Annotated in this window: 11 protein-coding genes; 3 read left to right on the top strand and 8 right to left on the bottom strand. The window is 71.5% G+C overall.

What is annotated here, in order from left to right; genetic code table 11:
- Positions 1-187: 187 nt before the first annotated feature.
- Genes opcA through tkt form a run of 4 tightly spaced genes read right to left on the bottom strand, consistent with a single transcriptional unit; the run spans position 188 to position 5,991 of the window.
- A complete protein-coding gene (gene opcA / locus AB0D48_RS02710; protein WP_362390009.1) occupies positions 188-1,222 on the bottom strand; it encodes a glucose-6-phosphate dehydrogenase assembly protein OpcA in 1,035 nt (344 codons plus the stop codon).
- On the bottom strand, positions 1,219-2,745 hold the full coding sequence (zwf, locus tag AB0D48_RS02705) for a glucose-6-phosphate dehydrogenase (protein ID WP_362390007.1): 1,527 nt from the start codon (positions 2,743-2,745) through the stop codon (positions 1,219-1,221). The genes opcA and zwf overlap by 4 nt, the downstream gene beginning before the upstream one ends.
- Before the next feature lie 5 nt (positions 2,746-2,750).
- Positions 2,751-3,869, bottom strand: a complete 1,119-nt coding sequence (gene tal / locus AB0D48_RS02700) for a transaldolase (RefSeq protein WP_362390005.1) — start codon at positions 3,867-3,869, stop codon at positions 2,751-2,753.
- A 34-nt stretch (positions 3,870-3,903) separates the two neighbouring features.
- Complete coding sequence (tkt, locus tag AB0D48_RS02695; protein ID WP_362390003.1) at positions 3,904-5,991, bottom strand: transketolase; 2,088 nt, start codon at positions 5,989-5,991, stop codon at positions 3,904-3,906.
- Positions 5,992-6,289: 298 nt separating this feature from the next.
- Here tkt and AB0D48_RS02690 point away from each other — a divergent pair, with 298 nt between their 5' ends.
- The 3 genes from AB0D48_RS02690 (at position 6,290) to AB0D48_RS02680 (ending at position 8,878) form a co-directional block, all read left to right on the top strand.
- Positions 6,290-7,231, top strand: coding sequence for a heme o synthase (locus tag AB0D48_RS02690; RefSeq protein WP_362390001.1), 942 nt, complete (start codon positions 6,290-6,292; stop codon positions 7,229-7,231).
- A gap of 24 nt (positions 7,232-7,255) precedes the next feature.
- Entirely contained in the window at positions 7,256-7,591 is a 336-nt protein-coding gene (locus AB0D48_RS02685; protein WP_362389999.1) for a hypothetical protein, read from the top strand.
- Between the two features lie 192 nt (positions 7,592-7,783).
- A complete protein-coding gene (locus AB0D48_RS02680; RefSeq protein ID WP_362389997.1) occupies positions 7,784-8,878 on the top strand; it encodes an amidohydrolase family protein in 1,095 nt (364 codons plus the stop codon).
- A gap of 234 nt (positions 8,879-9,112) precedes the next feature.
- Here the strand turns inward: AB0D48_RS02680 and AB0D48_RS02675 are convergent, their stop codons facing one another.
- Genes AB0D48_RS02675 through AB0D48_RS02660 form a run of 4 tightly spaced genes read right to left on the bottom strand, consistent with a single transcriptional unit; the run spans position 9,113 to position 13,013 of the window.
- A complete protein-coding gene (locus tag AB0D48_RS02675) occupies positions 9,113-10,081 on the bottom strand; it encodes a COX15/CtaA family protein (RefSeq protein ID WP_362390452.1) in 969 nt (322 codons plus the stop codon).
- A gap of 25 nt (positions 10,082-10,106) precedes the next feature.
- Positions 10,107-11,258, bottom strand: coding sequence for a hypothetical protein (locus tag AB0D48_RS02670; protein ID WP_362389995.1), 1,152 nt, complete (start codon positions 11,256-11,258; stop codon positions 10,107-10,109).
- Between the two features lie 49 nt (positions 11,259-11,307).
- A complete protein-coding gene (locus tag AB0D48_RS02665) occupies positions 11,308-12,090 on the bottom strand; it encodes an ABC transporter permease (RefSeq protein ID WP_362389993.1) in 783 nt (260 codons plus the stop codon).
- Entirely contained in the window at positions 12,087-13,013 is a 927-nt protein-coding gene (locus AB0D48_RS02660; protein WP_362389990.1) for an ABC transporter ATP-binding protein, read from the bottom strand. The genes AB0D48_RS02665 and AB0D48_RS02660 overlap by 4 nt, the downstream gene beginning before the upstream one ends.
- Between the last annotated feature and the right edge of the window lie 23 nt (positions 13,014-13,036).

The raw sequence follows: 13,036 nt of genomic DNA, 5'->3' as shown, positions 1-13,036 counted from the left end.
GCGGAGCTGGTGCCCGCCCCGCCCTTTCTCCGTTTCCCGGGCTCCGCCCCGGACCCCGCGCCTCAAACACCGGCGAGGCTGAAATTGCGCTCCGCGCAATCCAGCCTCGCCGGGAACATTCAGCCCGCCGGCGTTCGAGGCGCGGGGTCCGGGGCGGAGCCCCAGCAGGGGACCCGCAGGGGACGGGCTACTTGGCCGCGGTCTTCCTGGCCGGCTTCGGCTTCGGGGCGGCCTCGGCGGGCGCCGCCTCGACCGGGGCCCCGGACTCGGCCTCGGGCTTCGCCGGGGCGCCATCCGCGGACCGGAGCTTCGACACGCCGAACTTCAGTGAGGCCTCGTACGTGTTGTCCGGGTCCAGCCGGCGCAGCTCCTCGGCCAGGAGCTCGGCCGTGTCACGGCGCTTGAGCGCCACCGCACGGTCCGGCTGTCCCGGCATGCACAGCGTGGCCAGCGCCCCGTCCGCCCGGTCCAGGACGATCGCGCCGTCCTTGGTCTCCAGGCGCACGGCCGTGAGGCCGGGGCCCGACGACAGCGTGCGCGTGACGGGAACCTGGAGCCGGTCCGCCAGCCACATGGCCAGCAGCTCGCAACTCGGGTTATCGGCCTCGCCCTCGACGGTCGCCGAGGTGACCGACAGGTTCTGCTGGTCCAGCGCGGCCGCCAGCATGGAGCGCCACGGCGTGATCCGGGTCCAGGACAGGTCCGTGTCCCCGGGCGCGTACGCCGCGGCCCGCGTGCCGAGGGCCCCGATCGGGTCCTCGCAGGCGTACGTGTCCGTGATCCGGCGCTGCCCCAGCGCACCCAGCGGGTCGCCCGCCAGGTCCGTGGGGGCGCCGTCCGGCCACCAGACCACCACGGGGGCGTCCGGCAGCAGAAGAGGGAGAACCACCGACTGGGCGTGGTCGACCAGTTCGCCGTGAAGGCGGAGCACCACCGTCTCGCCGGTGCCGGAGTCCGCCCCGACGCGGACTTCCGCGTCGAGACGGGCGCCCTGGCGGCTGCGCGGCGAACGGCTGACCCGCTTGACGACGACGACGATCCGCGAGGGGTGTTCGTGGGACGCGTCGTTCGCCGACTTGAGCGCGTCGTACGCGTTCTCCTCGTCGGTCACGATCACCAGCGTGAGGACCATGCCGATGGCCGGCGTGCCGATGTCCCGGCGCGCCTTCACCAACGCGGCATTGATCTTGCTGGAGTTGGTCTCCGTCAGGTCGATCTTCATGGCCGGCGCCAGCTCCGTCCGTCTCGTGCGAGCATCTCGTCCGCCTCGACCGGACCCCAGGTGCCCGCCGGGTACTGCGCGGGCTTGCCGTGCTTGTCCCAGTACTCCTCGATCGGGTCGAGGATGTTCCAGGAGAGTTCGACCTCCTGGTGACGCGGGAAGAGGTTCGCGTCGCCGAGGAGCACGTCGAGGATGAGCCGCTCGTACGCTTCGGGGCTCGACTCCGTGAAGGACTCGCCGTAGGCGAAGTCCATCGTGACGTCCCGGACCTCCATGGAGGTGCCCGGAACCTTGGAGCCGAAGCGGACCGTCACGCCCTCGTCCGGCTGGACCCGGATGACCAGGGCGTTCTGCCCCAGCTCCTCGGTCGCGCCCGACTCGAACGGGAGGTACGGGGCCCGCTTGAAGACCACCGCGATCTCCGTCACCCGGCGGCCCAGGCGCTTGCCGGTCCGCAGGTAGAACGGGACGCCCGCCCAGCGGCGGTTGTTGATCTCCAGGCGGATGGCCGCGTAGGTGTCGGTCTTCGACTTGGGGTCGATGCCGTCCTCTTCGAGGTACCCGACGACCTTCTCGCCGCCCTGCCAGGCCGCCGAGTACTGGCCGCGCACGGTGTGCTTGCCCAGGTCCTCGGGCAGCTCCACGGCGGTCAGTACCTTGAGCTTCTCCGCCACCAGCGCCTTGGGGTGGAAGGTGCCCGGCTCCTCCATCGCCGTCAGCGCGAGCAGCTGCAGCAGGTGGTTCTGGATGACGTCACGGGCCGCGCCGATGCCGTCGTAGTAGCCGGCCCGGCCGCCGATGCCGATGTCCTCGGCCATGGTGATCTGCACGTGGTCGACGTAGGACCGGTTCCAGATCGGCTCGAACATGGTGTTGGCGAAGCGGAGCGCCAGGATGTTCTGGACGGTCTCCTTGCCGAGGTAGTGGTCGATCCGGAAGACCTCGTCACGGGGGAAGACCTCGTGGACGACCTTGTTGAGTTCCTCGGCGCTCTTCAGGTCGTGGCCGAAGGGCTTCTCGATGACGGCGCGCCGCCAGGAGCCGTCCTTCTGCGCCAGACCGTGGTCCTTGAGCTGCTGGACCACCTTGGGGAAGAACTTCGGCGGGACGGACAGGTAGAAGGCGAAGTTGCCGCCCGTGCCCTGCGCCTTGTCGAGGTCCTCGATCGTCGCCTTCAGGGTCTCGAAGGCCGCGTCGTCGTCGAAGTCGCCCTGCACGAACCGGCAGCCCTGCACCAGCTGCTGCCAGACCTCCTCCCGGAACGGCGTGCGCGAGTGCTCCTTGACGGCCTCGTACACCTCCTGGGCGAAGTCCTCGTGCTCCCACTCCCGGCGGGCGAAGCCGATCAGCGAGAAGCCCGGCGGGAGCAGCCCGCGATTGGCCAGGTCGTAGACGGCAGGCATCAGCTTCTTGCGCGACAGGTCACCCGTAACGCCGAAAATGACCAGGCCGGACGGCCCCGCGATGCGCGGGAGCCGCCGGTCCTGTGCGTCACGAAGCGGGTTCGCTCCGTTTACAGACAAGGTGTTCAGGCCTCCGTGGGGGCGAGGCGCTCAAGCTCCGCCTCGGTCGACTTCAGCAGGTCGTTCCAGGACGCCTCGAACTTCTCGACGCCCTCGTCCTCGAGCAGCTGCACCACATCGTCGTACGAGATGCCCAGCTTCGCGACCGCGTCGAGCTCGGCGCGCGCCTGCTCGTAGCTGCCGCGCACGGTGTCGCCGGTGATCCGGCCGTGGTCGGCGGTGGCATCCAGCGTGGCCTCCGGCATGGTGTTCACCGTGTTCGGGGCGACCAGGTCGTCCACGTACAGGGTGTCCTTGTACGCCGGGTCCTTGACGCCCGTCGAGGCCCACAGCGGACGCTGCTTGTTGGCGCCGACACGCTCCAGGGCGTTCCACCGGTCGGAGGAGAAGACCTCCTCGTACGCCTGGTAGGCCAGACGGGCGTTGGCGAGCGCCGCCTTGCCCTTGAGGGCCTTGGCCTCGTCGGTGCCGACGGCGTCCAGGCGCTTGTCGATCTCGCTGTCCACGCGGGACACGAAGAACGAGGCGACCGAGTGGATCAGGGAGAGGTCCAGGCCGGCGGCCTTGGCCTTCTCCAGACCCGCCAGGTACGCGTCCATGACCTCGCGGTAGCGCTCCAGCGAGAAGATCAGCGTGACGTTGACGCTGATGCCCTTGCCGATGACCTCGGTGATCGCCGGCAGGCCGGCCTTGGTCGCCGGGATCTTGATGAGCGTGTTCGGGCGGTCCACCAGCCAGGCCAGCTGCTTGGCCTCGGCGATGGTCGCCGGGGTGTTGTGCGCCAGACGGGGGTCGACCTCGATGGACACGCGGCCGTCCTGGCCGTCGGTGCGGTCGTAGACGGGGCGCAGGATGTCGGCGGCGTCACGGACGTCCGCCGTCGTGATCATGCGCAGGGCCTCGTCCACGGTGACCTTGCGGGTCGCGAGGTCGGTGAGCTGCTGCTCGTAGCCCTCGCCGCCGCTGATCGCCTTCTGGAAGATCGCCGGGTTGGTGGTGACACCGACCACGTGCGACTGGTCGATGAGCTCAGCCAGGTTGCCGGACGTGATGCGCTTGCGGGACAGGTCGTCCAGCCAGATCGCCACGCCCTCGTCGGAGAGGCGCTTGAGTGCGTCTGTCATGGGAATTGCATCTCCTACTGGTCTTGTACGGGCGTCAGCGCGCGGCTGCGGCGAGAGAGTCCTTGGCGGCGGCGGTCACGGCCTCGGCGGTGAAGCCGAACTCGCGGAACAGCACCTTCGCGTCGGCGGAGGCGCCGAAGTGCTCCAGTGACACGATCCGGCCGGCGTCGCCGACGTACCGGTGCCAGGTCAGACCGATGCCGGCCTCGACCGCGACGCGGGCCTTGACCGAGGACGGCAGGACGCTGTCCTTGTACTCCTGGGCCTGCTCCTCGAACCACTCGACGGACGGCATGGAGACGACCCGGGTGGGGACGCCCTCGGCCTGCAGCTGCTCGCGGGCCTCGACGGCCAGGTGCACCTCGGAGCCGGTGCCGATGAGGACGACCTCGGCGGGACCGCCCTCGGCCTCGAACATCACGTAACCGCCCTTGGCGGCGTCCTCGTTGCGCTCGTAGGTCGGCACGCCCTGGCGGGTGAGCGCCAGACCGTGCGGGGCGCCCTTGCCGAACACCTTGGTGTGGCGCCGCAGGATCTCGCGCCAGGCGATGGCGGTCTCGTTCGCGTCGGCCGGGCGGACGACGTTCAGGCCCGGGATGGCGCGCAGCGAGGCCAGGTGCTCCACCGGCTGGTGGGTCGGGCCGTCCTCGCCGAGACCGATGGAGTCGTGCGTCCACACGTACGTCACCGGGACGTGCATCAGCGCGGAGAGGCGGACGGCGTTGCGCATGTAGTCGGAGAACACCAGGAAGGTGCCGCCGTAGATGCGGGTGTGGCCGTGCAGGGCGATGCCGTTCATGGCCGCGGCCATGGTGTGCTCGCGGATGCCGAAGTGGATGGTGCGGCCGTACGGGTCGGCCTCCGGCAGCGGGTTGCCCACCGGCAGGAACGAGGATTCCTTGTCGATGGTCGTGTTGTTGGAGCCGGCCAGGTCGGCCGAGCCGCCCCACAGCTCCGGGATGACCGCGCCGAGCGCCTGGAGCACCTTGCCGGAGGCGGCGCGGGTGGCGACGCCCTTGCCGGCCTCGAAGACGGGGAGCTCGTCCTCCCAGCCCGCGGGCAGCTCGTTGGCGTTGATGCGGTCGAACTCGGCGGCGCGCTCCGGGTTGGCGGTGCGCCAGGCGGAGTAGTCCTTCTCCCACGCGGCCTTGGCCTCGCGGCCGCGGTCGAGCGCCTTGCGGGTGTGGGCGATGACCTCGTCGGAGACCTCGAAGGTCTGCTCCGGGTCGAATCCGAGGACGCGCTTGGTGGCCGCGACCTCGTCGTCGCCGAGCGCGGAGCCGTGCGCGGCCTCGGTGCCCTGGGCGTCCGGGGCGGGCCAGGCGATGATCGAGCGCATCGCGATGAACGAGGGGCGCTCGGTCTCGGCCTTGGCGGCCTGGAGGGCGGCGAACAGCGCCTTCGGGTCGAGGTCGCCGTTCTCCTGCTGGGCGACGCGCTGGACGTGCCAGCCGTACGCCTCGTAACGCTTGAGGGTGTCCTCGGAGACTGCCGTCTCGGTGTCACCTTCGATGGAGATGTGGTTGTCGTCCCACAGCAGCACCAGGTTGCCGAGCTTCTGGTGGCCGGCCAGCGCGGACGCCTCGTGGGAGATGCCCTCCTGGAGGCAGCCGTCGCCCGCGATCGCGTAGATCATGTGATCGAACGGGGAGGCGCCCTGGGCGGCCTCCGGGTCGAACAGGCCGCGCTCGTAGCGGGCGGCCATGGCCATGCCCACCGCGTTGGCGATGCCCTGGCCCAGCGGGCCGGTGGTGGTCTCGACGGCGGCCGTGTGGCCGTACTCCGGGTGCCCGGGGGTCTTGGAGCCCCAGGTGCGGAACGCCTTGAGGTCGTCCAGCTCCAGGCCGAAGCCACCGAGGTAGAGCTGGGTGTAAAGGGTGAGGGACGAGTGCCCCGCGGAGAGCACGAAGCGGTCGCGGCCGACCCACTCATGGTCCGCCGGGTCGTGCCGCATCACCTTCTGGAAGAGGGTGTACGCGGCGGGGGCCAGGCTCATCGCCGTACCGGGGTGGCCGTTTCCGACCTTCTGGACCGCGTCAGCGGCCAGGATGCGGGCGGTGTCGACGGCCCGCTGGTCCAGTTCGGTCCACTCGAGCTCTGTGGTGGTCGGCTTGGTGCTCACCGTTGGTCAGGGCTCCTCTCCACATGTCTGTTCCCGGTGACGAACGGTCGCACCGGCGCGATTCCGAGCCTACCCCCGCAACGGCGTGCAGCTATTCGAGTGCCCACAGTCCGTCACCACGCCGGTGGCCGGTGTTCACCTCCCCGCCCCGTCCGATCGGCCCAACACGAAGCGACCCCCGCGCAGGGCGACGTAAGCGCAACGTCTAGAGTGGCGTGGTACGCGCAAGCCTCCACCACCCCTTCATCTACTGAACGGTGCGGGTCGGGGCTTGCTGGATTCTCTCTCAGGGGTGCGTGTGACGGCCGTCGAATCCCGTCCAGCGGGGGTGCTCGGGACGAGCCCCGTCCACCGGCCGTTCGGGGCCCGGGTCATGGCTTTCGTGGCATTGACCAAGCCGCGGATCATCGAACTTCTGCTGATCACCACAGTGCCGGTGATGTTCCTCGCCGAGCAGGGTGTGCCGTCGCTGTGGCTGGTCCTCGCGACCTGCTTCGGCGGCTATCTGTCCGCGGGCGGCGCCAACGCGCTGAACATGTACATCGACCGCGACATCGACGCGCTGATGGACCGGACCTCGCAGCGCCCGCTGGTGACCGGCATGGTCAGCCCGCGCGAGTGCCTGGTCTTCGGCATCACCCTCGGGGTGGTCTCCACCCTCTTCTTCGGCCTGCTGATCAACTGGCTGTCGGCGGCCCTCGCTCTCGGCGCGCTCCTCTTCTACGTCGTCGTCTACACGATGATGCTGAAGCGGCGCACCGCCCAGAACATCGTCTGGGGCGGCATCGCGGGCTGCATGCCGGTGCTCATCGGCTGGTCCGCGGTCAAGGACGAGGTCTCCTGGGCCGCGGTCATCCTCTTCCTCGTCATCTTCTTCTGGACGCCGCCGCACTACTGGCCGCTGTCCATGAAGGTGAAGGACGACTACGCGCGTGTCGGCGTGCCGATGCTTCCCGTCGTGGCGGGGAACAAGGTCGTGGCCCGGCAGATCGTCCTCTACAGCTGGGTGATGGTGGCCGTCTCGCTGCTGCTGACCCCGCTGGGGTACACCGGCTGGTTCTACACGGCGGTCGCGCTGGTCGCGGGCGGCTGGTGGCTGTGGGAGGCGCACGGGCTGAACGCCCGGGCCAAGGCCGGCGTGACGGGCGCGAAGCTCAAGGAGATGCGCCTGTTCCACTGGTCCATCACCTATGTGTCGCTGCTCTTCGTGGCGGTCGCCGTGGATCCCTTCCTCCGTTGATTACTCACCGGTAGCATGCCGTCCATGGCAGACACCACCGCAGACAAGAAGCAGGACCGCACGGCGGCGAAGCTGGCCAAGCAGATCGGCGCGTTCGCCGGGCAGCACGGCGGCGCCGAGGGTCACCTCGCCCACATCGGCCAGGCCGGCACCCGGATCGTGCTCGTGGGCACGGACGGCGGATGGGGCGACCTGGTCGCCCCGACCTTCGCGGTGGCCCAGCTGGCCGTCGAGAAGGCCGGACTGACCCTCCACGAGGAGTTCGACGGCGAGTTCGCCGCTCGCGTGCACACCGGCCCGTACGAGTGGACGCGGATGGCCGGCATCCAGCTCGGCGGCAGCCAGAACCCGGCGGCCTAGGGCAGTCCTTTCCGGATCTTGTCGGCCGGCAAGATCCGAAAGAGACGGCCCTGCCGGCGGCCCAGCCTCCCCCGGACGCCGTCCGGGGCCCGGAGTGGCGGCTCGGTCAACAGCGCGAGCAACACCTCGCGCCCCGCTCACCCGTTAGGACGTGTGGAAGCCCCTTCCTCACGTCCGCAACGGGATGCCCGGATGATCGAAACGCCGCCCCTGGTGGACCAGTACTGCTACGGAGTCCTCCGTACGGAGCTGGGCCTGGGCACCTTCGAGGCCCAGCTGGTCCGCTCCGCCGGCCCACCCGCCGCGGGCACCACCTTCTTCGACACGCAGACCGGCTTCGCCGTGCGGCGCTGGTGCCCTCCGCTGCTCGGGCTGGAGCCGCACTGCGCCCCCGCCCGCTATCTGGCCCGGCGGCGCGAGCTGGGAGCGGCCGAGTCCGCGCGGCTGCTGCTGCGGGGCTCCGGGATCGGCGCCTACCTGGTCGACACCGGCGTGCCCGGGGACCTGACCGGTCCAAAAGAGCTGGCCCTCGCCGGGGACGCCGAGACCTTCGAGGCGGTCCGGCTGGAGCTGCTGGCCGAGCAGGTGGCCGACACCTCCGGCACGGTGGCCGCCTTCCTCGCCAACCTCGCCGGGGCCGTGCACCACGCCGCCGCCGGGGCCGTGGCCTTCACCTGCGGCGCTGCCGTCGACCACCCGTCCGTTCTGGCCGACGCGCCCGGCCCGCCCGATCCCGGGGAGGTGCGCGGGGCGGCCGGACGGTGGCTGGAGGGGCGGACCAGGGGCGAGCCCGTGCGCGACCCCGTACTCCTGCGGCACCTGGTGTGGAGCGCGGTCGCCTCCGGGCTGCCGCTCCAGCTGCACACCGGAGCGGGGGACCCGGCGCCGCTGACCGGGTTCGTACGGGCCACCGCGGGTCTGGGAACGCGCCTGATGCTGCTCGGCGGATACCCCTACCACCGGCACGCGGCGCAGCTGGCCGCTGCCTTCCCGCACGTCTACGCCGACGCCGGCGCGGCCCTCGGGCAGACCGGGGCGCGGGCCGCGGCGGTCCTGGCCGAGCTGCTGGAAGTCGCCCCGTTCGGGAAGCTGCTGTTCTCCAGCGGCGGGCGGCAGCTGCCCGAGCTGCACGCGGTGGGCGCCCTGGTGTTCCGGGAGGCGCTGGGCCGGGTGCTGGGCGGCTGGGTCGGCGACGGGTCCTGGTCCTGGCGGGACGCGGGGCGGGTGGCCGCCATGGTCGCGGCGGGCAATGCCCGCCGCGTCTACCGGCTGGACGAGCGGGTGTGAGGGCCGTCCCGTGATCCCCGGTGGGTCGGCGCACGGCGTCAGGTGCGGTACATCGCACGGCGGAGGGGCGTCCCCGTACTGGTGACTTGGCAGCGCACCCGGGAGGGCGACAGCGCCCCCCGGCCGCGCGTGCCCGGCCAGTATTCGGGCGTTCCGGCGACGCAGCGTGGTGCCATAGCCGGCCTCGTGCACCCGCCGGGGATGAGGGGACAGCCCTTGGACCAGGCCCGGGCGTCAGACGGTGGAGAGCTGGGGGTCGCCCTGGGCCGGGATCTCCGCCTGCCCGGCCGGCCGCTCGCGCAGGCTCAGCACGACCCGGAGCACCGAGATCCACACCAGGCAGGAGCCCAGCATGTGGGCGGCGACGAGGAGCTCGGGCAGCTCGGTGAAGAACTGCACGTAGCCGATGCCACCCTGCGCCAGCAGCACGATCAGCAGGTCACGGGCGCGGGCCCGGGTGTCGGCGGGGGCGTCGACCACGCGCAGCACCAGCCACATCGCCACGGCCAGCGCGCACACCACCCAGGCGGCGACGGCGTGCACGTGGGCGGTGGCCGACCAGTCGAACGGCATCCGCCTGATCTCGCTGCGGTCGCCGGCGTGCGGTCCGGAACCGGTGACGACCGTGCCCGCCGCGATCAGTACGAAGGTCACCGCGAGCATCGCCCGGGCGAGCTTGCGCACCGGGCCGGGCACGCGCGGCCGGGGGGCGCTGTCGCCCTCCCGGGTGCGCTGCCAGGTCACCGTGGTCACGGTGATCAGCGCGGTGGCGAGCAGGAAGTGCCCGGCCACGCTGTACGGGTTGAGACCCGTCATGACGGTGATGCCGCCGAGTACGGCGTTGGCCATCACGATGACGAACTGGACCCAGCCGAGCTTCGTCAGCGCCGCGCGCCAGGGCTTGGCCGAGCGGGCCGCGAGGATGACCCAGCCGACGGCCGCGCTGAGCACGTACGTCAGCATCCGGTTGCCGAACTCGATGGCACCGTGGAAGCCCTGGGCCGGCGTCGCGACCAGGCTGTCGTCGGTGCACTTGGGCCAGGTGTCACAGCCGAGTCCGGATCCGGTCAGCCGCACCGCGCCGCCGGTGACGACGATGACCACGCTCATGAGGAGCGCGGCGGCCGCGGCCCGCCGGACGATCCGGGGTGACGGCGTCCAGCGACTGGCGATGTATGCGAAAGGGTTCAACACGGCCCCTATCGTAAGCGGAGCCTTGTGCAAAGTTTCACGAGGGGGTGCCCGCAGGGGCGTCGGGGCCGACGGTCAGCCGGAACCGCACTCCGGCCGGGTCGCCCTCCGCGTGCCACCACAGGAGGACGCGCCAGTGGCCGCTGTCGCCGGGGTGGTCCGCCGAGTCCGTGAACCACCGCACTAATTCAGCCCCTACATCCTCGGCTGTCCTGTTTCTCACTTCTGCGGAACTGTGCCACGGATGTTCCAGTACGTTCCACAGTCCGTCAGGACCGCGCACCTCGACGCGCCACACCGCGAGCCACGGCGTGACCTCCAGCATCGTGCGCACTTGTTCGGCGCCGAGCCGCAACCGGGCCGCGATCTCGGACTCCGCGATCCCCTGGACGCGGGCGGCCACCACGGCCTGGGGCAGCAGCCGTTCGGGCAGCAGCCGCTCGGCGCGCGCGCGCACCAGTGAATCGAAGGCCAGGAAGCGCAGGCGCAGTTCCAGCTGGCGGCCGATGTGGTCGAGGGCCTCCTCGGCCTCCTCGGCCTCCTCCGAGCCGTGGTCCGCGAGCATCAGCTGCCGGAAGTCCGATTCCGCGTCCACGGCCCAGGCCACCGCGTCCTCGGTGTGTCCCAGCTCCGCGAGCCGGTCCCCGAGGAACACCTTGGCCTGGGCGAGGCCCAGGCGGTTGACCGGGTCCCGCTGGTCCAGGCCCGCCCACACCCCGACCGCCGTCCGGGTCAGATCGCGGGCGCGTTCACCGGCCGCCCGCTCCATGGCGCTCGGCCCCTCAGTGGCGGTCCGGCCCAGCGGATGCCTCGGCAGCCGGTCCTCGTCGCTCAGCGGCCAGGCCAGCCACACGCCGTGGTTGATCAGCCCGCGGGCGTACCAGCGGGTGAACTCGGGGGAGTACGCGGCCGCGCGCTCGGAGCTGCGCAGCCCCTCCTCGATCAGGGCGAGGGCGGACGCGCGGTCCCCCTCGGCGAAGCGCAGGGCCGCCCGGTCGGCGAGGCGCAGTCCCAGCAGCGCGGTGCAGTCGGGGTCGTCCGGACGGGTGCGCAGGGCCCCGATCAGCTCGTCGAGCAGCCGCTCGCGCTCCGCCGGCTCCGCGTGCGCGGCCCCCGACCGCACGCGTGCCCATTGGTCGTCCAGTCGTAGAACGGCCTCCCGCTGCACCATGTCCGCCCCCCGGCTCATGTGTGGAGGCGCCCATCCTCGCGGCAATGCCGCCGGGAGGGGAAGGGTTTCATTCCCAGCGGAAGAGCCGCGCCGCGGCGCCCAGACCGAGTACGGCCCAGGCCGCCAGCACGGCCACGTCGCCCCACGGCAGCGCGGCCCCCTGCTGGAGCACCTCGCGCAGTCCGTCGGACAGTGCCGAGATGGGCAGCAGCCCGAGGACGGACTGAACGGCGTCCGGGAACTTCTCCAGCGGCACGATCACCCCGCCGCCGACCAGCAGGAGCAGGAACACCAGGTTGGCGGCGGCCAGGGTCATCTCGGCCTTGAGGGTGCCCGCCATCAGCAGCCCCAGCCCCGAGAACGCGGCGGTGCCGAGCAGGATCAGCGCGGCCACCGACAGCGGGTTCCCGTGCGGGGACCAGCCCAGAGCGAGGGCGATCACCGTCAGCAGGGCGATCTGGAGCACCTCGGTGACCAGGACGGACAGGGTCTTGGCGGCCATCAGGGCCCAGCGCGGCAGCGGGGAGGCCCCGAGGCGCTTGAGGACCCCGTAGCGGCGGTCGAAGCCGGTGGCGATGGCCTGGCCGGTGAACGCGGTGGACATCACGGCGAGCGCCAGGACCCCGGGGGCGAGGAAGTCGACGGACTTCCCGGCGCCCCCCTCCTGAGTGGGCACGGTCACGATGTCCACGGTCGAGAAGAGGGTCAACAGCAGCGCCGGGATGATCACGGTCAGCAGCAGCTGCTCCCCGTTGCGCAGCAGCATCCGGGTCTCCAGTGCCGTCTGCGCGAGGATCATGCGGGAGACGGGGGCCGCCCCCGGATTGGGGGTGAACGTGCCGGCGCTCATCGGCGCAGCTCCTTACCGGTCAGCTCCAGGAAGACGTCCTCCAGGGTGTGCCGCTCCACCGAGAGGCTGTCCGGCATGACGCCGTGCTGTGCGCACCAGGAGGCGACGGTGGCGAGCAGCTGGGGGTGGACGTCGCCGGTGACCCGGTAGGCGCCGGGGGTGAGCTCGGCGGCCTGGGTGCCGTCGGGCAGCGCCTTCAGCAGCGAGGCGAGGTCCAGGGCGGGCCGGCCGGTGAAGCGGAGGGTGTTCTCGGCGCCGCCCCGGCACAGCTGCTCGGGGCTGCCGTGGGCGATGACCCGGCCGGCGTCCACGATGGCGACCTCGTCCGCGAGCTGCTCGGCCTCGTCCATGTGGTGGGTGGTGAGCACGACGGTGGCCCCGTCGGCGCGCAGCTCCCGTACGAGGTCCCAGGTTGCCCGGCGGGCCTGCGGGTCCAGCCCGGAGGTGGGCTCGTCCAGGAAGACCAGCTCGGGGCGGCCCACGACGGCCATGGCGAGGGCCAGGCGCTGCTGCTGGCCGCCGGAGAGCCGGCGGTAGGGGGTGCGGCCGCAGGTGCCGAGGCCGAGGCGTTCCACCAGGGGCCCGACGTCGAGGGGGTCGGCGTACAGGGTGGCCATGTGACGCAGCATCTCGACCGCGCGGGCCCCGGAGTAGACGCCTCCGGACTGGAGCATCACTCCGATCCGCGGGCGCAGCGCCCCGGCCTGGGCTACCGGGTCGAGGCCGAGGACGCGGACGGTGCCGGCGTCGGGACGCCGGTAGCCCTCGCACGTCTCCACCGTGGTCGTCTTGCCCGCGCCGTTGGGACCGAGGACCGCGGTGACGGAGGCCCTCCGGACGGTGAGGTCCAGGCCGTCCACCGCTGTCTTGGTGCCGTACCGCTTCACCAGTCCGCGGATCTCCACGGCGGGGTCGTTGCTCATGGGGGTTGAGTCTACGGAGCCGG

The organism is Streptomyces sp. NPDC048269, assembly GCF_040652395.1.
GTDB lineage: Bacteria > Actinomycetota > Actinomycetes > Streptomycetales > Streptomycetaceae > Streptomyces.
This window is presented reverse-complemented; position numbering and strand designations above follow the sequence as displayed.